The organism is Grimontia sp. SpTr1 (assembly GCF_947387585.1).
Taxonomy (GTDB): Bacteria; Pseudomonadota; Gammaproteobacteria; order Enterobacterales; family Vibrionaceae; genus Enterovibrio; species Enterovibrio indicus.
In genome coordinates this window covers 119,644-143,724 of record NZ_CANDOD010000011.1, presented here as the reverse complement: position 1 = coordinate 143,724, position 24,081 = coordinate 119,644, and the positions used below count along the sequence as shown (strand labels likewise).

The following is a 24,081-nucleotide window of genomic DNA, read 5'->3' as shown; positions in this document are numbered from 1 at the left end:
GCTATCCTGATTCTTTATTTTATTCTGGCTTGCCATCTATCGTTCTGCTGACATTCAGTGGGTTATCTGCTTTCAACTCATCAGGTAGAAAAGCCTCTGGAACGTTTTGATAACAGACAGGACGAACAAATCTATCAATCGCGAGTGTACCCACAGATGTGGTTTGACTGTTCGATGTTGAAGGATAAGGACCGCCGTGAACCATCGCGCTTGATACCTCAACCCCTGTGGGGAATCCGTTAAACAGGATTCGCCCAACTTTGAGCTCCATCGCTGACACGATGCCATGAACACACTCAGTGTCATCATCAGAATCGGCATGCACAGTACCCGTCAGTTGACCTTCAAGGCGTTTAATAACTTGGATCATATCTGTTGTGTTCTTACAGGTAACCAGCATGGAAAAAGCCCCAAATACCTCTGCATGTAGGCTTTCGTCTTCAAGGAAAGCTCTACTAGATACTTCGATAAACGCGGGCTGACAACTGTTTGGGCTGTCTGCTTTTCCCTCGACGATTACGTTTACCTTTGAGTGACCCATCATTGTGTTTCGCGCACTGTCGTAATTTTTAAAGATATTACTCGTCAGCATGGTCCCAGCACTACAGTCCGTAAGTTGCAGCTTTACTTGTTCAATAAACAGAGACAACGAGGGGCTAGGAGTTGCGAGTATCAAGCCTGGGTTGGTACAAAATTGTCCCGCACCCATCGTCAAAGATGCGGCAAACTGATTAGCTAAACCTTCAGGGTCAGCCTCAAGAGCTTTCGGCATTAACACCACTGGGTTAATACTGCTCATCTCTGCGTAGACTGGAATAGGCTCCTTCCTTGATTGTGCTGTTTGCATCAAAGCCAGACCAGCAGCTTGAGAGCCGGTGAATCCAATAGCTTTCACACTAGGGTGAGCAACAAGTTCATGTGCGATGGAGTTACCATTTGCAAAAACCAAAGAGAAAGTCCCGGGGTGTAACTCACATGATTTAACAGCCTCTGCGATACATCGCCCAACTAATTCGGATACCCCCATGTGTGCCTGATGTCCTTTTACAATGACTGGGCAACCAGCCGCCAATGCTGATGCGGTATCGCCACCTGCAACAGAAAAAGCAAGTGGAAAGTTACTGGAACCAAAAACAACCACTGGTCCTAAAGGCAGCTTCGTCATACCAAGGTATGGGCGGGGAAGTGGGCTTCTATCGGGGAGAGCAGAGTCAATTCTGACATCCTGCCAACTGCCACTTTCAAGAACATCTGCAAAGAGGTTCAACTGCGAACAGGTCCTTCCTCTTTCACCCACTAGCCTGGCTAGCGGTAGACCTGTTTCCAAAGTCCCCCGCTCTATAAGTTCGTCACCGAGCGACATGATGTTTTCAGCTATTTTTCGTAGAAATCTCGCCCTATGTTTCGGTGATGTGTGCCGATAACTCCCGAATGCTTTATCTGCATCTATACAAGCTGCCATTGCTTGTTCACTGGATGCGCCAGCGAAGGGAGGACTAAAAGGTAAAGCGGTCGCAGGATTGATTGAATACATCTGACCGGTTTGGCCATTGACTTCTTCGCCAGCAATAAACATTACGCCGTTTACAGACATACTCAGACTCCGTTTTGAGTTGAAGAGGATTGAAGGACCATTGAAACGTCGGGCTCCGCGAGGCAAGAGAATGAACGCTTCACGTTTAAATTATTCGCATCGAGCGCTGCAACGGTGTCATTAGTCAATGAAACAAAAACATCACCGCTCGTTGGATGGAAGCTGACAGCAATTGGATCGGCAGGTAAGTCAATTATCCCTATATTTTCGAGTGCTAAGGTAAAAATACTGATGGACTGACCGCCGTAATTGGTGACATAAAGATGGTTGTCAGGAGACAGGTAGGCTCTGGTGGGATCGGCCCCTGTGTCTGCCCGCGCAGTCACTTCTAGCGATGTTGTATCAACCGCGACAACTTGGTTATCAAGGCGGTTGGTCACAAATAGTGTCTTTTCATCACGGGTTAAACAATTACCCTCGGGCTTTTTACCCGGACATATGGCAACGGGGGCAAAGGCAGGGTCCCAAGGTTTAATCTTTGTCACAGTATGGCTGAGAAGGTTCAGACAATAAGCGGTACTGCCATCCTTTGTTAGTGAAAACAGGTGCGTTTTAAGACCACCGGAAGGCAGTGCTCTATCAGGTGCGCAGGCCGTTCTGGGTGACTCAAAGATGACCATGACATTTTGGGATTCACTCATGGCATAAAGGCGGTCTTGGTTATCAAGCGCTAAGCCATGAATACGATAATATGGCCAAGTACTAATGGTGTGGACGTGCTCCTGAGTTTTCAAATCAATCACGAAAATACTACAGCCGCCATGGTCTTCGGTAATCCCAGAGTTTTGCACGCCGTAATGGCCTACATACGCAAACTCATTTTTAGAATCTACAACAAACTCGTGAGGAAACTGGCCCAACTCTATTTGCTTTACCGCTTCACCGCTTTCGACATCAAAAAAGCCGATTGTGTGCGCGCTCTTTTGGTTCAATAGCAAAATATCTTTATTCATGCCTAATCCCTTCAATACATCACATCAACAATCACAACTGAGTCTGTACTTGGGCTTTCCTGCACCAATTTGTTGCTCAGTGGTCTGCCGAACTCAGGCACTTCAATTTCAAACACGTCACCGTCTATGGTCTTTACCGAATCTGCAAAGCTGAGCGTCGACGTACCGAAAAAGTGTATATTGACGTCACCGGGACGACGGAAAAGACTGTACTTGAAATGGTGATGTTCAAGATTACGGATGTTGTGGGACATATTGCTTTCGCCTGTCACAAATGGCTTTTCCCAGATGACTTCGCCATTTCTAAGAATCCTGCTGGTACCTTCAAGACTCTCCGGAATTTCGCCAATCAGCAGTTCTGGTCCAAAGCTACAATTCCGGAGTTTGGAATGCGCTAGCCACAGGTAGTTGTGACGCTCGGTGACATGGTCAGAAAATTCGTTTCCTATTGCAAAGCCGATGCGATGGGGGTTCCCAAGACCGTCATTAATATATGCGCCTACGAGTTCGGGCTCTTCCCCTGCATCTTGCGCGAAAGAAGGGGAGGCCATCGCACCAAATGGCATTTGGACAATACTGCCGTTTCCTTTGTAAAACCATTCGGGTTGAGAGGCATAACGTGTCTTTGTCGCGATACCGTCTTCTATGCCCATCTTGAACATCTTCATGGAGTCCGTCAGTGTCGACTCATCCTGCTGGATTTTGCTATGCATCGAAGAACGTGTGTCCGCGCTGCCTAAGTGAGTTAGGCCAGTGCCCGTGACAAAGGCGTGGGCATCGTCCGGATGATGAAAAGGAGGAAGAATCAGACCTTCATCAATCAGTTGCTGATAGCTGATGGCTTTATCCGACAACAAACCGTCAATCAAGGATGTTAATGGTATTGAGCCTTTTAAAGCCATTAAAGCTACGTCATAGGTGGTCAGTGTCTTCTTTAGAGGTATCACCTCGTCAGCATTAATAACCTTTGCTAAGCAAGGCCCTTCGTTCGACAGAAATTGGATTACACGATAGTGGGTCATGTTGGCACCTATCCGATGATATTAAAGTGGTCCAAATATTTGGTTGATATTGACAAGCCCAACCCAGGCATATTGTCATCTAAATCCAGATATCCATTGACGGGAGCAGGGTCGCCTTCAAATATGTAGTAGAAGAGTTCGTTACCAACTTCTACATCATGAACAGGGAAGAACTCTGCAATAGGAGACGCCAGTGTGGACATCGTCAGGTGGTAATTGTGCATTTGCCCCGCATGAGGAATGACAGGTACGCTATAAACCTCGGCTAAGGCATTAATTTTACGTGCGGCTGTGATACCACCGACGCGATTGGTATCGTACTGAATGACAGAAATTGCTCTTTTGTCTAACAATTGCTTGAAACCATGACTGGTAAATTCATGCTCTCCACCGGAAATCGGGATACTCGTCAACTGATTCAGTTCAGCATAACCGTCGATATCATCTGGGATCACTGGCTCTTCTAACCACCTCGGTTCAAAGCGCTCAAGTTTTGGCAAGATGCGCTTCGCGTATTCCAGATTCCAACCCATGTAGCATTCAAGCATCAAATCATTGTCGTAGCCGATAACTTCCCGAACTGCTTCAACGGACATTAGGTTTTGTTTAACGCCTTGAGGGCCGTCGTTTGGGCCGTAACCGAAACGCATTTTCATCATGTTGAAGCCTTGATCCAGATAAGACTGCGCTTCTCTTTGCATTTCATCTAAGTCAGTTCGGTACAGCTTTGAGGCATAAACAGGGATTTTTTCCTTCGTTCTGCCTCCAAGCAGTTTAAATACCGGTTTATTCGTGGCTTTGCCCATGACATCCCATATAGCGATATCAATGGCAGAAATAGCGGCCATACCGATTCCTTTGCGCCCCCAAGCAATGGTGGAGCGATACATGCTTTGCCAAATATGCTCGTAGTCAAAAGGGTCATGACCGATGACAAGTGGAGCCAGGTAATGGTCAATGATGTTTTTAGCGATGCGCGGTGCCAGGGCAACATTACCGATGCCGACAATACCGGTATCTGTTTGTATCTCCACTACCGCCCAATCATGAAAGCGGAATGTGCCCATTGAATCGCCTGAACGCCAAAGCATATCTGTTGCGTTCGAACAGAAGTTAGAAGAGGGTGGAACAGTGTGACCCTTCCACTCGAAAACTCGGGTTTTAATCGATGTAATTTTCATTGGCTTCCCTCTTTAAGATCATCGATTGGAGGAGGATTTTCCCTAAATTGTGATTCACCCATGACACAGGCTAAATTGAATGCTTTGCGCATGGCATTAAAGTTGGCTTTGTTTTCTCCGGCGATGTCGAAAGCCGTTCCGTGAGCTGGGGTAGTAATAGGAATAGGGAGCCCACCTTGGACAGTCACGCCATTTTCAAAGCCCAACAGTTTTATAGCGATCTGTCCTTGGTCGTGGTACATGGTGACAACCGCATCGTATTCACCGTCCCTGACTTTCAGAAATATGGTGTCTGCTGGGAATGGACCGTATGCGTTGACGTTCATCTCTTTCAGGAGACTGACCGCTGGAGCTATGATGTCGATCTCTTCTCTGCCACACGTACCGCCATCACCACCGTGGGGATTTAGTGCTGCTACCGCTATTCTTGGATTGGAGATACCGGCTTTGATGAGGCTATCGCTGATTAAACAGCCTGCGTAGATGATACGTTCGCTCGTTATGTACTGTGAGATATCTGTCAGGGGAACGTGTGATGAAATTCTGGATGTCCAGATGCCATCTAACGTATTGAACTCACAAAAGTAGTTATCGACATCTAGAAAATCCGCGAAAAAATGGAGTTCGTCTTCAAAAGCCATTCCAGCCAATTTCATGGCATGTTTGTTGAGTGGGGCAAAGCAGATGGCGTCTATCTTTCCGTCTCGCGCGGCCTCGAGACAGAGAGAAAGTGCATCGAGTACTGATCTTCCGCTTGCTTTGTTTGCAACAGCAACCTGCAAAGATTCTTCCGCCATCGTGTTGATTGGCAGGAAGTAAATCTTGTTTTCACAGGCTTGCGCTAAATCATCAAGATTGGCGATGTGTGCCGTGTCTATTTGGACACCGACGTTCTTCTGCGCTTTGCTAAACAGCCATTCGTCTCCAACGATCACGATTTTGCATCGTCCGCGATCGAAGTGAGGGTCTGCAAAGTTCTTTACAACTAATTCGGGGCCGATACCTGATGGATCCCCCAATGTCACCGCCACTATTGGCTCATTTCTCGCCATTCTATCTTTCCTGTTATCCGCTTTTCCCTGTCGGATCCCACCAACGCGCTGAGTTCTGTGAGGCATGTTCTCGGCGGTATGGGTCGCCGCTGGGTGCTCAATATTTATACTAAATGGTATTTAAAACGTACCAGTTGATATTTTGTCTGACAAGGTGAAAAGACAGGCTCTTACTAGTTTTAACCACAGTTTATGTAGACTTTTGGAGATATATTGCCGGATAAGTTATTGATATTTACTGATGGCATTATTACCAACATGCGTTGAAATACCAATGGTATAAATTTAAAATGTTGTTATTAAAGGATTAAAATATGGATTGTCGATTTTTAACCAAAAATAATTAAAGAATATTGCTAATCGTCTCATCAACAATAAATCATTCATGTATTGCGTTATCAAATTTGATCAAAAGCCAATTATGAACAAAAAATGATCAGGCGACGATCTGAAAATGAATTCTTCTGGTACTTTTAATAGACCAGTTACGCTTAAGCTCGTTTTTCTGGGCGACAGCAGACTGAGAGGTGAAGTTGTTCTTTTACTTCTCGAGACAAAAGCACCGCAGGTTGGTTGTTACATTTTCAAGGACTGAACATGCCTCAAATCAGAATTAAAGAACTCGTGAAACGTTACGAACACGTCGAAGTCATCCATGGGCTGGACCTGACCTTTGAAGACAACGAGTTCACCGTGTTAGTCGGCCCATCGGGTTGCGGTAAATCAACAACACTTCGCATGATTGCCGGTTTAGAGAGAGTCTCTTCTGGCGACATCTATATAGGTGATAGAGAGGTAAGCCAACTAGAGCCGAGAGATAGAGACCTTGCCATGGTGTTCCAAGACTATGCGCTTTATCCGCACATGAACGTAGAGAAGAACCTCTCTTTCGCGCTTCGCCTTGCCAAAGTGGACAAAGCCGAAATTGCCCAACGGGTAAGAAGCGTTTCTGAAATGCTTGGTCTTGATCATCTGCTCCATCGTAAGCCTGGGGAATTGTCGGGAGGACAGCGCCAACGTGTCGCAATGGGAAGAGCCTTGGCACGTGATGCTTCTACGTTGCTGATGGATGAACCTCTTTCCAACCTCGATGCAAAGCTGAGAGCGCAGATGCGTGCTGAGCTCATTCTTATGAGAAAAAAGGTCAACAAAAACATTATCTACGTTACCCATGATCAGATAGAGGCCATGACGCTAGGAGATAGAATTGTGGTCATGAACGACGGGTACGTTCAGCAACACGGCACGCCAGAAGAACTCTTTTGCCGACCGGTGAACAAATTTGTTGCGGGCTTTATGGGTTCGCCTTCAATGAACTTCTTATCTGGCGAAGTAAGGCAAACAGAAGACGGGATCTTTATTGACGGTGATGGCTTTCAATTCCAAGTAGATCCGGTGCTTGAGCATAAAATAAAACAACTACCATCATCTTCTGTCTATGTAGGTGTTCGTCCGTCTTCATTTTCTACAAAGCCTCTGGAACACGCGAACAAAATAAGCCTCCCAGTACTAGTTACAGAGTACTGCGGTTCTAACTCCATCATTGTTTCTGAAATCGGCGGCAACCGGGTTGCTATTGAAGTGACATCCGAATGTTTGCCTAAGAGAGACGAGTACGTTGATTTTTACTTCAAGTATTCAGACCTCTATATCTTCGATGCAAAAACCGAAAAAGCACTTTACCCAGACAACTGATCGAAGACAGGGAAGTGTTATTCATTACTCACCAATTACCCCAAGCAGTTATGCGGGAGGAGAAATGTTAAGGAATGCAAGAAATCTGAAGAGTTGTGCCATTTCGTTGCTGGCTTGCACAGGAATGATGTTTTCGGCCAGTTCGCTAGCGAACCCTTACAAGCCATATGAGGGTGAAACATTGGTCGTGAATTTCCCAGCACACCCTCACTATGATGCCGTGATGAAGGTGCTCCCGGAATTTGAAAAGCAAACTGGGATAGATGTTGAAGTCGACCAACTTCAGTATTTGGCCATGCGCCAGAAGCAAACACTGGAGCTTACAAAAAGGAAAGGTGACTACGATCTGATCGCTTATGTTGTTTTCTCAAAAGCGGATTATGTATCAGCTGACCAGATAGAGCCGCTTGCTCGCTTCTTCATGAATCCAAAGCTGTCTGATCCCAACTATGATGCCGATGACCTCATTGATGGCTACGTTCAAAACGTAGGTGTTGCTGGGGGTAAGAAAGGTTACCTACCGGGCCCTACAGGTGCTTTGTTCGGTATTCCATTTGGCTCTGAAACCTCCGTACTTGGCTATAGGAAAGACATTTTTGACAAGCATGGCCTTAAAGTGCCTGAAACTTATGAAGAGCTACTTGAGACCACTTGTAAAATACAAGAACTCGAACCAGGAATGGTTGGCTTAGCGACACGTGGTAAATCAGGGCACCAAATTTCTCATGCTTATCTGCTCCACCTAGCACCGTTGGGTGGGAGGATATTCGATGACGAGTGGAATCCCACCATCAATAGCCCAGAAGGCATCAAAGCCGCTGAAGCGCTCAAGAAAATTCTAGAGTGTGGCCCCGAAGGTGGTACGTCGTTTGGATTGTCTGAAGCGAAAAATGCTTTCTTGCAAGGAAAGGCTGCGATGTATCTAGACACGACAATTGTGGCTGGAGAAGTTGACGATCCAGAGAAATCAAAAATCGTAGGTAAGGTTGGTTGGGCAAAACACCCTATGGGTGAGCGACGGGCTTCGCAAACCGGTGGGTTTGGTCTGGCTATTCCTAAAAATGCTCAAAATAAAGATGCGGCGTTCTTATTGATGCAATGGCTGACCTCCAAGGAAGCAGACAAGATGATCGCGCTAGCAGGGGGCAACCCATCACGCTTCTCTACTCACCAAGATCCTGACGTCGTCGCTAAATTCCCCCAAATGGAAATTTTCGGAGAGGCGCTCAAGGACGCCGACCCCGACTGGCGACCAATCATCCCTGTATGGGGGCAAATTAATACTGAGTTGGGCACCAATCTATCCAAAGCGATGACGGGAGAAATCACTATCGAGGAGGCGTTGGATAGAACTAACAACACCGCCAAATCGATCATGGAAAAAGCAGGCTATTACACTTATCAATAAAAATAGGGAGGCAGGCTAACCGCCTGCCTCTAACTATCCAACGGAACTGGAAAATGCAAATTATGAGTTCATTGTCGTTGGGCAAAAGCGAAAAAACGGAGCGGCGGACATTACGTCACTTCCTTAACAACGCTGCCCCTTACCTATTCATGGCACCTGCAGCAGTCATTCTGATTTTCGCCCTGGTCTATCCGGTCGGCTACATGATGTTTGCCAGCTTCTTTGACTGGAGACCAAGCCAGCCTTTTTCCGATGCCGAATTTGCAGGGCTGGATAATTATATTTGGCTGCTTCAGGACGCTGGATTTTTAGAATCTTTCTTTGTCACTGTCACTTTCGCTTTCACCGTCGTGCTACTGGAGATGGCATTAGGTGTTGGTTTGGCGTTGATGCTGGAAAGGCCAATGAAGGGGATGTCCGTTTACCGGACGATATTCATTCTCCCAATGATGATTGCCCCCATCGCCGTTGGCTTAGTTTGGCGCTACATGTACAACCCGCAGTTTGGAATATTTAACAAAATGCTTAATGCCATGGGCTTTGAGAGTGTCCCTTGGTTGTCCGATCCGTCTTGGTCTCTATTTTCTATCATTCTCGCGGACATCTGGCAGTGGACCCCCTTTGTCATGATCCTTTCCTTGGCGGCACTCCAGTCTCTGTCCGGCTCCGTGGTAGAAGCCGCGCGCCTGGATGGGGCGAACAACTGGAATTTGATTTGGCACATCAAGATTCCACTTATGCTTCCTGTTCTTATCGTTACGTTGCTATTGAGGCTAATCGATGCATTCAAGGTACTGGAAGTCATCATGATCCTTACCAATGGCGGGCCAGGGTTATCAACTGAAATACTGTCCCTGAGGATTTTTAAAACGGTCACCGATAGTCAAGAGCTTGGTCTTGCAGCAGCACTTTCAAACATGCTTCTGGGCTTGGTGTTAATCATCACCATTGTGATGTTTGTCTTTAACAAAATGCGTGAAACACGTAGCAGCAAAATGAAAGCTGCAGCAGAGAAGTATTAGGGAGATTGGGACATGAAACGAAGCACAGTAAACACGGTCCTGTACTACTCGGTACTCCTCTCACTTGTCGTTTTTTCATTGGGGCCGATCGTCCTGATGTTCATGACGTCTTTCAAGTTGAAAGTGGACATCATGAGCGATAGCACGGCATGGTTTTTTATTCCAACGTTGCAGAACTACGCAACTATGCTTGATGACCGTTCGTTGGTGAACAACGTCAGTAATTCACTGTATGTGGCTATCGTATCAACTGCGATAACGTTAGTGGCGGGTTGCATGGCAGCTTATGCCATTGTGCGGTATCGGTTCTTCGGCAGGGATGTGGTCTCAATGACGACGTTGGTGATGCGAATGGTTCCACCGGCTGTGTTGCTGGTTCCTGTCTTCGGTATATGGACTTTCGATTATCAGATTGATGGCACTCTCAACGGTATTGTTCTCATCTACACAGCGATGAACTTACCATTTGTTATATGGATATTGCAGAGCTTCATTACTCAGATACCCATTCAGTTAGAGGAAGCAGCAAGGATGGATGGTGCAAATCCCTTCCAGGTTTTTTTCCACATCATCTTGCCCGTGATTCAACCAGGTTTAGCCGCAGCTTCGATCTTCACATTCAGAATTGCATGGAATGAGTTCCTTATTGCCAACGCTATTTCGGACCGAAGTACGAGGACAACCCCCGTGTATATTGTGAATTCATTGACGGAATACAACATTGACTGGGGGGCCATCATGGCCATGGGTGTGCTGTTGGCGATTCCACCCATCATCTTTACCTTTATTGCGTCGAAACAGATTATCTCGGGGATGACTGCCGGTGCTGTGAAGGGGTAGCAATGAGGTGGTTGTTAGACAAACTCGCTATCAAACCTCTGTGTCGTTGGCAGAAAAGGGTGATTGCATTTGCATCGATTGTGTTAGCCATGGGGGCGTGCATATTTGTCACGTTACTCGTTTACCCCAATATCGCTATAGATGCTAAAAATCCTGATCTCGCTTTACTGACCCCAGACATAAAAAATGGCGAGTATGTTTATCATTTGTCCGGATGCGCAGCGTGTCATACGGGTTTAGGGAATAGCGCAAAAGCTGCAGCGGGTGGGAAGAGGATAAAAACGCCATTTGGGACGCTTTTATCTTCCAATATCACGCCGGACGAGTCCTTTGGTATTGGGAAATGGAGTGTCGCCGAGTTTGAAGGGGCGATGAGAAAGGGTATTTCACCTGATGGTCATTTTTACTATCCGGCATTTCCATACACCACATATTCGCGTATGAGCGACCAAGATATCGTTGACCTTAAAGCATATATCGATGCCAGCATTGCTCCAGTGGCCGAAAAAGTAGAAGAGAAGGAACTCCCGTTTCCCTTTAGCATCCGCTCTGGGCTAGGAATTTGGAATGCCCTCTATGCCGGCCACGACGACATCGCTTTTTCATTGAGAAACTCGGTATCTCCTGAACTATTGCGTGGAGCATATTTAGTGGAAGCACTGGGCCACTGTGGCGAGTGCCATACCCCAAGGGATGCTTTGGGAGGCATTGTGCGTGACGAATGGATGCATGGTGTGGAAATAGGAGAATTCAATCCAGCGCCGAGTTTGATGAATTCTTCAGATGCGCTCGGAGAGTGGTCCAAAGAGGATTGGCGTCGCTTTTTGAAAACAGGGTTGTTACCAGACGGAAACTACACTGGTGGAGAGATGGCACTTGTGGTTGACGAGATTACCTCAAAGCTCAGCGATGAAGACGCGAATGCAATGACGGCATACTTTCAGTCACTTCAGGAAGGAGGAGAACGGTGAAACTTTTACTGACAATTCTTATGCTGTTTTCTTTCTTATCTAATGCAGAGGAAGCCACGCAGTGTAATACGTACCAGAATCAGGCAAGGCTTATCGACAGTGACCTCACTCTCTGCTGGTCGTTGGATGACGAGGCCATAAAAATTAAAGCGTTTCATCCTGGCGAAGTCTGGATTGGACTTGGCTTCGGTAAGACGATGACAAATGCCGATGCGGTTATTGGATACATAGATAAGGCTCTCGTTGTCGATAGTCACATGTCGGGCAGACTTCAGTTCGATATCAATGACGACCCTGAACAGAATATCACCGGCTCATCCATTGAGTTCAAAGATAACGAGACCATACTGGTATTTGAACGCATGCTGGATACCGGCGACAGCATGGACGTGGTGATTAATCCATCTCAATTTACTGACTTATTGTGGGCCGTTGGTGGGAACAAGTCGTTTGGCCTCCACCCAGAATATGGGGTACAGCAAATTCATTTTGAGAGTGGTGAGCAAACGCAAAGAAGCTTTTCAAACCTTATTATCCTTCATGCGCTTTTACTGGTACTGAGCTGGGGGATCTTGTCTCCAATCATTATTACAGTCACACGTTATTTCAAGGTTACCCCTGGGCAAAACTTTCCAATTGCTCTCGATAACAAGTTTTGGTGGGTCACTCACTGGTTAGGTCATGCCGGTGTTATTGTTTTGTCTATCATTGCATTTGGATTTAGTGTTTGGAGTATTGGCGGTTTTGACCTTTCAACCCTACATGCAAAGGTAGGCATAGCAGTGTTGGCACTATCAGTTATTCAGGGAGGATATGGCTGGGCAAGGGGAACAAAAGGAGGACCTGTTGATGATGACGGGAATCCTGTGCCCAGAAACATGTGGTATGGCGATCACTACAACATGACACTGTATCGTCGGCTCTTTGAGTGGTTACACAAATCGATGGGCTATGTTGTGCTAATAGCCTCACATCTATGTTTGTACACAGGATTCTTTCTCTTCAACCTTGGCGCCTGGGCTTATATTTCGTTGCTTGTTATGGAAGTACTCATGGTTGGTGCGTATGTGCTATTCAGTCTCCAGCACCGTTGGATAGATACGTACCACGCTATATGGGGCTTTAGCCGGTCTCACCCTGGCAACAGATTTAGTAAGCGGCCATACGAAGAGTAATATACCCAAACTCACTGAAGCCTAAGTCTCCAGGTTGTTTGGGTATCAATACACCCTCAAAAACCACTTTTACCACGCATTACCTCTAGTGTCGTGTCGTAAACGCTATTGAGGTGGTTGACCATCATCTCTTCCGCTCTGTCTGGGTCTCGGTTTTCTAAAGCCTGATATATCCTCACGTGTTCTTTATAACTCTTCTCGATGCTTCCATCGACAGACAGCACAACACGCCTGAATTGAAGGCCAAAGGCATAGAGCTCTTGGGCGTATTTGTTGAGTAATTCGTTAGGAACGCATTCGGCAATTAAACGGTGGAACTGTTTATCAGACAGTTGAAAGTGGACGGGTTGATCGAAGAGCTTTTGTTGTTGTTCAAGCAGCGAGGCCATGGTCTTGAGGCCAAACTCATCGATATTCAAAGTCGCTTTTCTAACAATCGCCCGTTCAATGATTTTCCGGGTTTCAAATACGGTATCTATATCATGATTGTTTATCTGAAGATCTGACAGGCTGGGATTCAGCTCCTGACATTTTTGTAGGAGGTCTGTTGTTCTGTTAATGGTTGTTTTTGCACCGTGTGAGATGTTAAGCAAGCCGAACTCGGATATCAGCCCTAATGAGCCGCGAACCGTTTCTCTACTTACACCAAAAGTGTTTGATAGCTCTCGTTCGCTGGGGAGCTCGTCACCGTCTCTCAATAGTCCAGTGAAAATCATTTCCAAAATTTTTTCAGCAAGAATTTCTTTTTTGGTTTTGTTTCTTAGTTTGTGTTCATTATCTAAAAATAACAGAGACATAATGGGCAAGCCTTTTACTTTCTTCGCGGTAGCGTCGACTAAAAACAAAAGCAGATTGATGGTTAACTGGTCTTTAAAGCATACCAGAAAACGAATGGATTTTTGTAGTACTTGCGAGATTTGTATGGATATCAATTGATCAGGCGTGATCGTGATGAGGAGACAGTTAAAAGAGATAAAGAGCAGAGACGTTGTCCGCTGCTCTTTGGTGAGTAAAAATCAATCTATTTAGTTTGTTGGCGTGGAAGCCTCATCCAATAGGTACAAGATGTTACGATATGGGATACCGCTGTGATGAGTTAATCCAATCTCACAGGTTCTGCTGTTGCTGAACCCCCGCGTACAACCATCCGGAATTTGAGCTTTGAGCGGTGAAAGGGCAGATTCATTGAGCTCTGGAGTGAAAAAGCCTTTGTCGCCGGCAAAGCCACAACACTCAATATGTTCCGGCTCAATCACATCTTTCGCACAGGCTTTGGCAGCTTTCAGCAAGGTGTCCGCCAATCCCATCCGCCGCGAACTGCAGGTGATATGAAGCATGACGGTTTCATCCAGTGGCTGGATATCCAGCTCATCAATAAGGTGCTCCATGATAAAGCCTGCTGGCTCCATGATATTCATGGTTTGGGAAAAGTGTTCCTTACTGAGTTTGGTGCAAGGGCTGGTATCCATCAGAACCGGAATTTTCCCGTGCTGGCTTGCATGCCAAAGTACGGCTTCCAGTTCTTGGCTTTTACTCTTGGTGATCGACGTCATGCCTTTGCTGTCATAGGGCATACCGCAACAAAGTGATTTGAGTGAGTTTGGTGTAATGACCTGATATCCCGCTCGCTCAAGAAGTGACAATGTCACTTCTGTTAGTGAGCGTTTGTCATCACTGGTCACTTCATTGCCCATATTGCGAGAGGCACAGGAGGGGAAGTAAACGACTTTTTTCTCTTTAGCGACAGCAGATGGCTCGACCGGGGCACTATTTGCAACAGGAAAGCTTTCATGCCAGGTTGGGGTTCTTCCTTTGGTCAGTTTACGAAGTCCATTGACGGTCGAGCCAAGCGCTTTATTGCCCAGCGTTTTCTGCATCACTCTATTGGTGCTCAGACCGAATCGCGTCATGGCTGTAACTGCGGAGAAATGATCAGCGGTCCAGGTCGCAATCGGCGTAAAGCGTTTGTACTTTTCTGCGCGCACTTTCTTGATGAGATCGCCGGTGTTGATGCCGACAGGACAGCGGTCAGCACATAACCCCGTTGCGGCGCAAGTATCTACACCAAGGTAATCGAAAGCCTTCTGAAGCTCTGCATATCGCTCTTTAGAACCATCGCGCTCTAAACGACTAAGTTCACGATACATGACGATACGCTGTCTTGGGGACAGTGAAAGTGTTCTTGAAGGACACACAGCCTCACAGAAACCACATTCGATGCAACGATCAACAAGATCATCCGCTTTTGGCATGGGTTTCAGGTTTTTTACGTGAGCATTAGGGTCATCATTGATAATCACGCCGGGATTAAGCAACCCTTTGGGGTCGAACAAGGTTTTAATGCGTTGCATCAGTAAATAGGCATCAGTTCCCCATTCTAATTCGACATAAGGCGCCATGTTACGGCCTGTACCGTGTTCTGCTTTCAAAGAGCCGCCATATTTCACGGCAACGAGTTGCGCTACGTCGTCCATAAATTTGCCATAGCGTTCAACTTCTTTTTCGCAATCAAACCCCTGTGTGAAGACAAAGTGCAGGTTACCCTCAAGTGCATGGCCGAAGATGATAGCTTCGTGGTAATCGTATTGGGTAAACAATGCCTGCAGTTCACGCACGCCTGATGCTAGACGTTCAACGGGGAAGGCGACATCTTCGATAATTACCGTTGTACCCGCTTCACGGACAGCGCCAACGGCAGGGAACATGCCTTTACGAATCCCCCATAATGTTGCGACGGTGTGAGCGTCTGAGGTGAATTCGACTTGATGTGGCACTTCATATTGAGCGATGGACGAGAGAATAGCGTCGCATTGCTGGTCGAGCGTTTCCTGATCCGCGGCGCGGGACTCCACCAGCAAGGCACAATGTTCGAGTGTCAGTGACGGCAGAAAATTAGGCATGCCGGGCTTGTCTGCCACGGAACGCAATGCGCGTCCATCCATCATTTCTACCGAAGAAACTGGCGTTTTAGAAAGTGCGGTGACGGCATTGGATGCGGTTTCGATATCGTTAAACACCAACAAGGTTGATGCTTTGTTCGGGTGCTCTACCACGGTGTGATAAGTGATCTCAGCGATAAAGCCCAATGTGCCTTCAGAGCCCACCATCAAGTGCGTCAGCACATCGATAGGGTCAGAAAAATCAATCAAGGCGTTGAGTGCATAGCCGGTGGTGTTTTTTAAGCGGTATTTATGAGCGATGCGGGACTTCAACTCGTGATTCGCGTTCACGTCATCACAGAGTGACTGAATACCTTCAATCAGATGCTGGTGGCTTTGTTTAAATTGGTCGACCGATTGACTATTTGCGGTATCGAGAAGGGATCCATCGTGAAAAACGATCTTCATCGACTCGACGGTTTTATAGGTGTTCTGTGCAGTACCACAGCACATGCCACTGGCGTTGTTCGCCGCAATACCACCGATTTTGCAACTATTGATAGAGGCAGGATCCGGCCCAATCTTTCGGTCAAAAGGGGCGAGATAGCGGTTGGCATCAGCGCCGATCACACCTGGCTGTAGCCGGATTTTCTCACCGTCTTCGAGAATGGTGTGGTTACGCCAGTTATCTGTGAGCGTAATTAACACCGAATCTGACACCGCTTGACCGGAAAGGCTGGTGCCTGCTGCGCGGAAGGTAAACGGAACATTTAGTTCGCCACAGGTTTGAATGATGAATACCACATCCTCTAAATTATCCGCCTGCGTGACAATTTTAGGGATTAAACGATAGAAGCTGGCATCCGTACCATAAGCTAAACGACGGGTTTCATCCGTGATGAGGCGTTGCAGTGGAATCCTTTGTTGCAGCGCTTCTTGAAGGGTATTGTAGATTGAGTCAGCCAATGTTTGGCTCATGGTTACTCCTTAACCAAAATCAGGATCAGGCGCTTCGGTCCGTGAGCGCCGTAGGCGAGTGTCTGTTGGATATCTGCTGTTTTTGAAGGGCCAGAAACCAATACCAAATTGGTTGGTGGTTGGGTCTCCCATCCCGCTTCTTTCCAAAAAGTAGAAGCCATTAACTCGCTGAAATTAGACACAATGTCAGATTCATGAAGGATAGCAATATGAACAGGGGGAACCAGTGACAGGGCTCGCGGTTCGTCTTCGCCAGTAACAATGGCGAGGGTGCCAGTATCGGCAATAGCGGCTTTAATCACATTAACGCTGGCATCGACCTCTTGGAACAAGGTGGTTTTCAGCGCTTCCATAGTTTGGTCATATTTGATCGCCGTTGCGTTAGGGCATTGATTTGCGACGGCCTCCTTCAACGGACTGTTTTTCGAAAACAGCACTTTGCCGAATCCATTACTTTGAATGCATTCTGTCAACGCAGTCTCAATGCTTCCTTTCTCGGTGCGGATAATTTCCGTGTGGCTTGCCTCCATGCATCCCAGTAAGCGTTCAACGCGTGTTTGACTGTTTTCCGATGACCAGGCTTGCCACGCTGGCAATTCATTGCTTTTCGGCGCTCGTGGTGCCGCGTTCAACTTAGCGAAGATTGAAGCGCGGGCTTGTTGACTCTGTGCTTTCATTTTTGGCCTCCGTTGCGCTGTGCGAGCTTGGTTTTAAGCGAGGTTTTGGCGAGTTTCGGCTTCACGCGACACTGCGTCCAGTTACCGAGATGATTCGGGATGAGTCCGTTCATCTTTCTCGCGGCATCGAGGCCTGAGTGGTAGAGCGATGGGTGAGTGGCGGCGAAAGCGAAACTTTTCATCGCAGCCTTTTCTAGCGTATTGCTGGCCGCATTTTGTCCCTTTAAAGCATCATGACTTGTTTCCGGCTTGTTCTTAGATTCCTGACGTAAACGCTGGAGTAGGGAAGGGATAGGAATGCGAACCGGACACACTTCCTCACAGGCACCACATAAGCTGGATGCGGTAATCAGCTCCTTGGTGCTGTCTATGCCCATCAGATGCGGGGAGATAATCTTCCCTATGGGGCCAGGATAGACTGTGCCGTAGGCGTGGCCACCAATGCGGGTATAAACCGGACAGTGGTTCATGCAAGCACCACAGCGAATACATTGGAGTGTTTTACGCAGTTCTTCATCGTGATAAGCCTGAGTCCGGCCATTGTCCAACAAAATAAGGTGGACTTCTTTAGGGCCATCGAACTCGCCCTCTTTACGTGGACTGCTGATCATATTGAAGTATGTTGTGATGTTCTGGCCAGTGGCGGAACGGGTTAGGGCACTGTAGAGCGGTGGTACGTCAGACAGGAACTCGACCACCTTTTCGATACCTGTAATGGCAATATGGACGCTGGGAATAGTGGTACACATGCGACCGTTGCCTTCGTTCTCGACCAAGCAAAGGGTTCCCGTTTCAGCCACGGCAAAGTTAACACCTGAAACACCAATCTCAGCTTCTTGATAGGCCTCACGAAGAGCATTGCGGCCAGTTTGAATTAAGGTATCGACATCGGTCGTTGGCTTGAAATCGTTTAGGTTGTGCTCGAAGGTATCCGACACCTGCTGCTTGTTCTTGTGAATCGCGGGCATGATGATGTGCGAAGGGGTATCACCGTCCAATTGTACAATGTACTCGCCCATGTCGCTTTCCAAACAGCGTACACCTTGCTTTTCCATGTGGTGGTTGAGGCCAATCTCCTCACTCACCATAGATTTCCCCTTTACCATGATCGTGGCTTGGTGCTTCTCCGCAATTTCACTGAAAATGGCATTGGCCTCATCAGCGTTGAGTGCCCAGTGAACATGAATGCCGTTACGGATGAGCTGGGTTTCTAGCTTTTCCAATAGCTCAGGCAGCTTGCTTAAACAACGCTGACGAATCGCTTCTGCACGGTCGCGCACGGCTTTTTCTTCGGCTGCATCAGGAAAGGCGTCACGCCGTTTGCCACGAAGGTAGTCCATCGCTCCACGGAAATTCTGTCGAAGCTCTTTGTCACCCAGCGCTTCTTGTGCCTGCAGGTGGAAATGTTCAGGCGTATTGTGACTCATTGTTCACCTCCTGCGGTTCCGGTGCGCTCGGCCAAAAAACGGGCGATATGTTTACCCTTGAAGGTTTCGCCTTTGTATTCCAGTGCGCCATTGATATTGAGCATGCAACCCCAATCTGCGCTGACGAATTCAACGCCGCCGGTGTTTTTCAGGTTGTTTGATTTGTCATCCACCATGGCTTCACTGATGTTCGGATGGCGAACAGAGAAAGTGCCACCGAATCCGCAGCACTCTTCTTCATACTGGGGATGTTTCACTTCCACATTGTCGAGTTGTCCCAGCAAATGTGCGGTGTAAACGTGTACGTTCATTTCTCGTCGTGCGGCACAAGAGGTATGCATAGCGACGGTGGTTTGTTCTCCTTGGTCTTTGAATTGTGCGCGACAGACATTGGCCAGAAACTCGGTGAGCTCAAAAACACGTGCCGAAAAAGACTTTGCGGTAGCTTCAAGGGGATGATCTTTAAACAGGCGAGGATAGTGATGAACCATCATGCCACCACAGGAGCCGGAAAGAATGACCACGGGAATGTTTTCTGGAAACAGAGCCATTTGGTGTTCAGCAACGGCTCTGGCTTCTTCCGTATAGCCCGAGCTGTAAGCAGGCTGTCCACAACAGGTTTGTTTAGGAACAAACTCGACGTCTATGCCTTGTTGCTCTAACAGAGATATAGCATCTAACCCAGTGTCAGGGTCAAAAGCATCCACCAGACAAGTGGCGTAGAGGTAAACCTTCCGTGGCTTTGCAGGGTAAATCCGAGGTTGTTCCATTTGCTGTCCTCGCGACATTGCTTTCATTGAGTTCTAGTCACTCTTTCGGCGACTGGATTTTCTAATTATTAGAATTTGAGAATATGCACCGACTACCTTTCGATAAATAGCATTAAATGAATTTATTGTTTCCAAATGTGCCTTAATGGATGCTAGATGTGCGAAAAGCGCCAAAAGGCGCTTTTCAATCTGTTGCGGGGAAAGACTTACAGCAGCGAGTCTGCCATTTCTCGACCTGCACCGCGGATGTCATCTATGGTCTCTACAATGCTTTCATTCAGGCCAAGCATGCTGTATTCCAGTTGATGGTTAAGCCAGGTTATTTTGGCTTCGCCATCTACAAGATCATCCCATTTATCATCGACTTTTGATGAGAAGTTGATAATAGCAGCCAATTGAGAGAAGTTGTCGCCTTGAACAGCCCCATATTGGTGAGCGATTGCATCGACGAGGGTATCTGCGAATTTCCAACTTCTTGCCAGTTGACCGCCAAGCTCTGCATTGTCGGTATTTAGGACGATTTGTTGCGCCTCCGGCTTGGTTTTGCCCGCTTCCATGTGTAACTCGACCTTTTGAGCTTTATCAGGGTAAACGGTGTAAATCAGCAGGTCGCCAATGTTATGAAGCATACCCGCGGTAAAGGCTTCGTTTTGATCCGCCTTCAATTCCTTAGCCACGGATTTACATAAGGTCGCAACTTCGAAAGTGGAGCCCCAAAAGGCATTTAAGTCCAGTCCTTCAATTTTGGGGAAGGTACTCATCAGCGCTGATGCTGTGACCAAGGTTCTAATTGGGCCAAGTCCCAGGCGAATAACAGCTTCGTCGACAGAACTAACGCTTCTTCCACGTCCAAAATGAGCAGAATTCGACAGGCGTAACACGCGGGCACTTATCACCTGATCCATTGCCATTTTTTCAGAGATTTGGTTCATGTCAGAACCGTCACTGTTCACCAAATCCATCAGTTCCTGAACGACCTTTGGAATCTTTGGGAGCTTATCGATATGAGAGAGTAGATTCGCAGTTGCCATATTTAACTCCAGCGCGCTATTGATAAGTTAAATATAGAACAGTGTGTGAAAAGTGTGACTAAATATTGAGCATAAGACATTGACGCAAATAAAAAACCCCGAATGAATCGGGGTTCATATGGTATGTCGTACAGGTTATGCAGGCAGTGCTGATAAAAATTCGGATTTTCGGCTGTTAAATTTATCAACTAGCGCATCGACTGCTGTTGTTTCAAATTCTCTTAAGCCGCTACACACCATTTTCTTTTTCCCTTCGCCAATCACTTCACCATTTTCTTTAAAGGCGAAAGCCAAAATGACAGCTCCACGCTTACCTGAAACTTCCATGCTGGAGTGGGTCAGCTCTACAGTAGGGTTAGAGAAATTAAGGTGCTTGAAATTGAGCTCCATGCTCTCATACATCACCAGCGGGCGGTCTGGATTGATCATCATGCCGCTTTCTTCCATCAAAGGAACCATGATGTGTGGAAAGTTCATGCCGGAAAACTTCACATAGTTTTCAGCGACGTTTGCCGCCAGCTTCTCGTCAACAAGGTTTTCACCTTCACGGTGCATGGTGAGATAGCATTTATCATTCGCGTCGACCACATCGAGGTTCCCGTTGTCGTCTTCACGAATATTGAGACCGAGGTTATCGGAGATCATGCCTGCGAAGCTCACTTTCATGTTCTGACTGATACCCGCTTTTGCGAGGAGAACAGAGAACAGAAGGTCGCCAGGAACACAGAATCGCTTCGAGTCTTCATCGTGTATTGGGTTGAAGTCACCGGCAACGAGTTTGGCGAAATGGCTGGCTTGCTGGCGAGTGAAAACGAACTGGCCATCTTTTTGGCTGAAGTAGTTATTTAACTGCATGATCTCTTTTGGTGGATGTCCACTGTTAATCTTGCTGGGCATTGTAACTGAGTGAATAGTACTAAATGGTCTAGCCAGTTACAGAATGTGTCCTTGATATATGCGATCGAAGGATTTTGTTTGCAGTGCTTTGACCATGGTTTTCGGAAAAAACAATAATTCAGGCAACTTATTAAGAGGCATCCAAACCATTCCAATTTGGTCTTTGTCGAGTTCAGAGGCTTCTGTCACCTGACGAAAGTTAGTCGCTTCCACAAACAATTCAATTTGATGAAGGTGTTTAGGAAGGTAAGTTGTGTCTAATTCATCAGCAATGACTTCGCGAACAAACAGAATGTCTCCCATGTCTGCTTCGCCACCGGTTTCCTCTAAAAGTTCTCGTTTAAAGGCAACGTCCAGCGTTTCATTGTGTTGTATACCGCCACCGGGAATGATGTACCAAAGGCCGCGTTCATCGCGGTGTTCAGCCAGCAAAATCGTATTTTCGCGATAGCAGACAGCACGCACAGAAACTCTAAGGGGATGCATCACAAGCTTCCATTCCATTTGAAGATTCAAAGAAGAATACAGAGTAGGAGAGTAAGGATCTATTTCCTTGTTGAGATAGTTTAACGATTTGCAGATGCAGTCGCTTCTTCCGCTTTGTAGAAACGGAAGAAGTTTTTACCGTTATTTTTCACGTAGTACATGGCTTCATCGGCTTGTTCGATAAGGGCACTGATGGTCTCATCGTTATCGGGATAAACGCTGATACCGATACTTGAACCGACACTGGCAGTCTGCTCGTGGCCGATTTCTACAGGAAGAGCAATCTGGAACTGGAGGTCTGACGCGATATCAGACACGGCCGTTTCATAATTCGGGTTGTAAGAGAAGCCAATCAAGAACTCATCACCGCCCCAACGGGCGACGACATCTGATCCACGGAAGAATTGCTTGATGCGTTTAGCAACTTCAATAATCACCTTATCACCCGCATCATGCCCGTATGTGTCGTTAACATGCTTAAAGCCATCCAAGTCAATCATCAGTACCGCAAACTTACGCTGTTTCTTTTCAGCTTCTTCCAGAGACACTTCCAATTTCGCCATGCCAGCCCGTCTGTTGAGCAGTTGGGTAATTGGGTCATGTTCTGCTTCATAGATAATGTTTTGCTCTCGTTCAGCGCGCTCGGTGATGTCATAAAGCACGATTTCAAGCAGGCTATCATCTGGATTATTAATGTCTTCGACTTTTGAGAACAGACAATGCACCCAGCGGTCGGCGGCACGGACTTTGTGTTTAAGTTGAATGTCCATGGCGCTGAACTGGTTACCTGGCTTGAGCCAAAACTCTTCAATGAACTCTTTAATTTCGGCAGGGTCGTTGAAGTAACTGGTGAAGTCAGTCTTATTGAATCGCTCTGCATCGACGATAAAGGTTTGACCAAGCAGTCTGAGTAGCGCTGGATTGGCAACGATGAGTTTATTGCTGGCATCGATTAAACCAATGCCGGCACTGGCGCGCTCGAATATAAAGCGGAATTTTTTAGAGAGATTTTCCGTTTCTGCCCTTAGCTCCCGCTCATTGTCTATCTGGTTGTTTACGGCGTCTAACAGGCCATTGATGTCGCCAACCAGCGCACCTATTTCGTTTTCTTTGTGGCCGATAGGCACATCAATCCTTGTGGCGTCGCCGGGGGTTATTAAGTGGAAGCGGTTCGCGATGTTTTTCATTGGCTCCGTCAGGATGCGGTTGACGATAACCAGAGTAAGCAGGGCGATGATCACCGAATAGAAAACCAGTACGATAACCTGAATCTTTGCCAACGATATCGCATTGTTTTCGATATACCTTTGGTTTGGGTACACCAAAAGATCACCAACGAATTCGTTTTCATCAAAAGGAGAAATAATAGGAAAAATGATGGCTGTGTCGGTTTGGTCAAGTTCGCTGTTTCCGGAAAACGAGGCGGATAACCCATCTTGGCTAGTTAGTCGCGCGGCAGAAATAATGTCATTCGCCTCAAGCCCTCTAAGTACTTCTTCTGCCAGTTCTTTGTTACCTAAATACATCGCTATCGAGGCAGTTTGCTCAATGGTGGTGATAACCTGGCGTATCTGGCTGCGTGACCGGTCAACTTCCTGGTGGTAGGAGATGTAGAACCAAGTGATGGAAGCGAAGATCGAGAAGAGTAGCGCCCCTGTGGCCACCCCGGTGGCAACCCGAATGTGTATGCGTTTATTGAGTATTTTCAAATCGATATACCACTTTCAAACCATCAACCAGATCGGCTTCGTTGATATAAGCAATCGCATTCTTGTTGTCTTTTACTAAAGCAATGACGTCAGCGGAAGAACGAACGGTCTGTGGAGGCTCTGACTTACCAGTAAAAAGTAACCTTGCCCAGTAAGCGTTAATTTGCGCAGCTGATTTGCCGACTAGCATCCGATAAAAATACTCACGTTCTTTGCTTTTTTCGGGAAGATCGGTTGTGTTCGCTGATTCTCCATTTGGATAGGAGTTGTAACGACCCATGTACAAATCTATCAACTGCCGAGAGGACAAAGAG

The 24,081-nt window shown here is 46.9% G+C and carries 21 protein-coding genes; 6 read left to right on the top strand and 15 right to left on the bottom strand.

All coding sequences use genetic code 11. From position 1 onward, the window contains the following. Positions 1–19: 19 nt before the first annotated feature. Genes QL223_RS16195 through QL223_RS16175 form a run of 5 tightly spaced genes read right to left on the bottom strand, consistent with a single transcriptional unit; the run spans position 20 to position 5,802 of the window. Positions 20–1,594: an aldehyde dehydrogenase (NADP(+)) gene (locus tag QL223_RS16195; RefSeq protein ID WP_281545309.1), complete on the bottom strand. Its 1,575-nt coding sequence runs from the start codon at positions 1,592–1,594 to the stop codon at positions 20–22. A gap of 2 nt (positions 1,595–1,596) precedes the next feature. Next, on the bottom strand, positions 1,597–2,547 hold the full coding sequence (locus QL223_RS16190) for a YncE family protein (protein WP_281545308.1): 951 nt from the start codon (positions 2,545–2,547) through the stop codon (positions 1,597–1,599). A gap of 11 nt (positions 2,548–2,558) precedes the next feature. Next, the gene (gene araD1 / locus QL223_RS16185) at positions 2,559–3,569 is read right to left on the bottom strand and encodes an AraD1 family protein (RefSeq protein ID WP_002537211.1); all 1,011 of its coding nucleotides are present in this window, start codon (positions 3,567–3,569) and stop codon (positions 2,559–2,561) included. Positions 3,570–3,577: 8 nt separating this feature from the next. Beyond that, positions 3,578–4,750, bottom strand: coding sequence for an L-rhamnonate dehydratase (locus QL223_RS16180; RefSeq protein ID WP_002537208.1), 1,173 nt, complete (start codon positions 4,748–4,750; stop codon positions 3,578–3,580). Then, a complete protein-coding gene (locus tag QL223_RS16175; protein WP_281545307.1) occupies positions 4,747–5,802 on the bottom strand; it encodes a 4-hydroxythreonine-4-phosphate dehydrogenase PdxA in 1,056 nt (351 codons plus the stop codon). Before QL223_RS16175 ends, QL223_RS16180 begins: the two co-directional genes overlap by 4 nt. Before the next feature lie 597 nt (positions 5,803–6,399). On the opposite strand from QL223_RS16175, the gene ugpC reads away from it, so the two are divergent. The 6 genes from ugpC (at position 6,400) to QL223_RS16145 (ending at position 12,913) form a co-directional block, all read left to right on the top strand. Further along, on the top strand, positions 6,400–7,497 hold the full coding sequence (gene ugpC / locus QL223_RS16170; RefSeq protein WP_002537204.1) for a sn-glycerol-3-phosphate ABC transporter ATP-binding protein UgpC: 1,098 nt from the start codon (positions 6,400–6,402) through the stop codon (positions 7,495–7,497). Positions 7,498–7,561: 64 nt separating this feature from the next. Next, positions 7,562–8,905, top strand: coding sequence for an extracellular solute-binding protein (locus tag QL223_RS16165; protein WP_039849710.1), 1,344 nt, complete (start codon positions 7,562–7,564; stop codon positions 8,903–8,905). Between the two features lie 53 nt (positions 8,906–8,958). Continuing rightward, on the top strand, positions 8,959–9,927 hold the full coding sequence (locus tag QL223_RS16160; RefSeq protein ID WP_281545306.1) for a sugar ABC transporter permease: 969 nt from the start codon (positions 8,959–8,961) through the stop codon (positions 9,925–9,927). A gap of 12 nt (positions 9,928–9,939) precedes the next feature. Then, a complete protein-coding gene (locus QL223_RS16155) occupies positions 9,940–10,767 on the top strand; it encodes a carbohydrate ABC transporter permease (RefSeq protein ID WP_002537198.1) in 828 nt (275 codons plus the stop codon). Positions 10,768–10,769: 2 nt separating this feature from the next. Further along, positions 10,770–11,738 carry a cytochrome c gene (locus QL223_RS16150; protein ID WP_002537196.1) on the top strand — a complete coding sequence of 323 codons (969 nt, stop codon included), beginning with the start codon at positions 10,770–10,772 and terminating at the stop codon, positions 11,736–11,738. Next, positions 11,735–12,913, top strand: coding sequence for a cytochrome and DOMON domain-containing protein (locus QL223_RS16145; RefSeq protein WP_281545305.1), 1,179 nt, complete (start codon positions 11,735–11,737; stop codon positions 12,911–12,913). Before QL223_RS16150 ends, QL223_RS16145 begins: the two co-directional genes overlap by 4 nt. 56 nt (positions 12,914–12,969) lie before the next feature. On the opposite strand, the gene QL223_RS16140 is transcribed toward QL223_RS16145, so the two are convergent. The 10 genes from QL223_RS16140 to QL223_RS16095 form a co-directional block, all read right to left on the bottom strand. Then, the gene (locus QL223_RS16140) at positions 12,970–13,710 is read right to left on the bottom strand and encodes an FCD domain-containing protein (protein WP_002537192.1); all 741 of its coding nucleotides are present in this window, start codon (positions 13,708–13,710) and stop codon (positions 12,970–12,972) included. 228 nt (positions 13,711–13,938) lie between these two features. After that, a complete protein-coding gene (locus QL223_RS16135) occupies positions 13,939–16,770 on the bottom strand; it encodes an FAD-binding and (Fe-S)-binding domain-containing protein (protein WP_281545304.1) in 2,832 nt (943 codons plus the stop codon). Positions 16,771–16,772: 2 nt separating this feature from the next. Next, positions 16,773–17,447 (bottom strand): lactate utilization protein C, encoded by a 675-nt coding sequence (locus QL223_RS16130; RefSeq protein ID WP_281545303.1) that lies wholly within the window; start codon positions 17,445–17,447, stop codon positions 16,773–16,775. Then, positions 17,444–18,874 carry a LutB/LldF family L-lactate oxidation iron-sulfur protein gene (locus QL223_RS16125; RefSeq protein ID WP_281545302.1) on the bottom strand — a complete coding sequence of 477 codons (1,431 nt, stop codon included), beginning with the start codon at positions 18,872–18,874 and terminating at the stop codon, positions 17,444–17,446. Before QL223_RS16125 ends, QL223_RS16130 begins: the two co-directional genes overlap by 4 nt. Beyond that, complete coding sequence (locus tag QL223_RS16120) at positions 18,871–19,644, bottom strand: (Fe-S)-binding protein (RefSeq protein WP_281545301.1); 774 nt, start codon at positions 19,642–19,644, stop codon at positions 18,871–18,873. The genes QL223_RS16125 and QL223_RS16120 overlap by 4 nt, the downstream gene beginning before the upstream one ends. Positions 19,645–19,850: 206 nt before the next feature. Beyond that, a complete protein-coding gene (locus QL223_RS16115) occupies positions 19,851–20,675 on the bottom strand; it encodes an HDOD domain-containing protein (protein ID WP_281545300.1) in 825 nt (274 codons plus the stop codon). A 135-nt stretch (positions 20,676–20,810) separates the two neighbouring features. Then, on the bottom strand, positions 20,811–21,530 hold the full coding sequence (locus tag QL223_RS16110; protein WP_281545299.1) for a DUF3581 family protein: 720 nt from the start codon (positions 21,528–21,530) through the stop codon (positions 20,811–20,813). 78 nt (positions 21,531–21,608) lie between these two features. Beyond that, complete coding sequence (locus QL223_RS16105) at positions 21,609–22,058, bottom strand: NUDIX domain-containing protein (RefSeq protein WP_046302634.1); 450 nt, start codon at positions 22,056–22,058, stop codon at positions 21,609–21,611. A gap of 80 nt (positions 22,059–22,138) precedes the next feature. Continuing rightward, complete coding sequence (locus tag QL223_RS16100; protein ID WP_281545298.1) at positions 22,139–23,767, bottom strand: sensor domain-containing diguanylate cyclase; 1,629 nt, start codon at positions 23,765–23,767, stop codon at positions 22,139–22,141. Beyond that, positions 23,751–24,047 carry a hypothetical protein gene (locus tag QL223_RS16095; RefSeq protein WP_239643948.1) on the bottom strand — a complete coding sequence of 99 codons (297 nt, stop codon included), beginning with the start codon at positions 24,045–24,047 and terminating at the stop codon, positions 23,751–23,753. The genes QL223_RS16100 and QL223_RS16095 overlap by 17 nt, the downstream gene beginning before the upstream one ends. Positions 24,048–24,081 lie beyond the last annotated feature (34 nt).

What these genes read in the sequence shown, in the direction of transcription:
- QL223_RS16195 (WP_281545309.1), bottom strand. Translation starts at nt 1,594, where the DNA reads ATGTCTGTAAACGGCGTAATGTTTATTGCTGGCGAAGAAGTCAATGGC.
- QL223_RS16190 (WP_281545308.1), bottom strand. Translation starts at nt 2,547, where the DNA reads ATGAATAAAGATATTTTGCTATTGAACCAAAAGAGCGCGCACACAATC.
- araD1 (WP_002537211.1), bottom strand. Translation starts at nt 3,569, where the DNA reads ATGACCCACTATCGTGTAATCCAATTTCTGTCGAACGAAGGGCCTTGC.
- QL223_RS16180 (WP_002537208.1), bottom strand. Translation starts at nt 4,750, where the DNA reads ATGAAAATTACATCGATTAAAACCCGAGTTTTCGAGTGGAAGGGTCAC.
- QL223_RS16175 (WP_281545307.1), bottom strand. Translation starts at nt 5,802, where the DNA reads ATGGCGAGAAATGAGCCAATAGTGGCGGTGACATTGGGGGATCCATCA.
- ugpC (WP_002537204.1), top strand. Translation starts at nt 6,400, where the DNA reads ATGCCTCAAATCAGAATTAAAGAACTCGTGAAACGTTACGAACACGTC.
- QL223_RS16165 (WP_039849710.1), top strand. Translation starts at nt 7,562, where the DNA reads ATGTTAAGGAATGCAAGAAATCTGAAGAGTTGTGCCATTTCGTTGCTG.
- QL223_RS16160 (WP_281545306.1), top strand. Translation starts at nt 8,959, where the DNA reads ATGCAAATTATGAGTTCATTGTCGTTGGGCAAAAGCGAAAAAACGGAG.
- QL223_RS16155 (WP_002537198.1), top strand. Translation starts at nt 9,940, where the DNA reads ATGAAACGAAGCACAGTAAACACGGTCCTGTACTACTCGGTACTCCTC.
- QL223_RS16150 (WP_002537196.1), top strand. Translation starts at nt 10,770, where the DNA reads ATGAGGTGGTTGTTAGACAAACTCGCTATCAAACCTCTGTGTCGTTGG.
- QL223_RS16140 (WP_002537192.1), bottom strand. Translation starts at nt 13,710, where the DNA reads ATGTCTCTGTTATTTTTAGATAATGAACACAAACTAAGAAACAAAACC.
- QL223_RS16135 (WP_281545304.1), bottom strand. Translation starts at nt 16,770, where the DNA reads ATGAGCCAAACATTGGCTGACTCAATCTACAATACCCTTCAAGAAGCG.
- QL223_RS16130 (WP_281545303.1), bottom strand. Translation starts at nt 17,447, where the DNA reads ATGAAAGCACAGAGTCAACAAGCCCGCGCTTCAATCTTCGCTAAGTTG.
- QL223_RS16125 (WP_281545302.1), bottom strand. Translation starts at nt 18,874, where the DNA reads ATGAGTCACAATACGCCTGAACATTTCCACCTGCAGGCACAAGAAGCG.
- QL223_RS16120 (WP_281545301.1), bottom strand. Translation starts at nt 19,644, where the DNA reads ATGGAACAACCTCGGATTTACCCTGCAAAGCCACGGAAGGTTTACCTC.
- QL223_RS16115 (WP_281545300.1), bottom strand. Translation starts at nt 20,675, where the DNA reads ATGGCAACTGCGAATCTACTCTCTCATATCGATAAGCTCCCAAAGATT.
- QL223_RS16110 (WP_281545299.1), bottom strand. Translation starts at nt 21,530, where the DNA reads ATGCAGTTAAATAACTACTTCAGCCAAAAAGATGGCCAGTTCGTTTTC.
- QL223_RS16105 (WP_046302634.1), bottom strand. Translation starts at nt 22,058, where the DNA reads ATGCATCCCCTTAGAGTTTCTGTGCGTGCTGTCTGCTATCGCGAAAAT.
- QL223_RS16095 (WP_239643948.1), bottom strand. Translation starts at nt 24,047, where the DNA reads ATGGGTCGTTACAACTCCTATCCAAATGGAGAATCAGCGAACACAACC.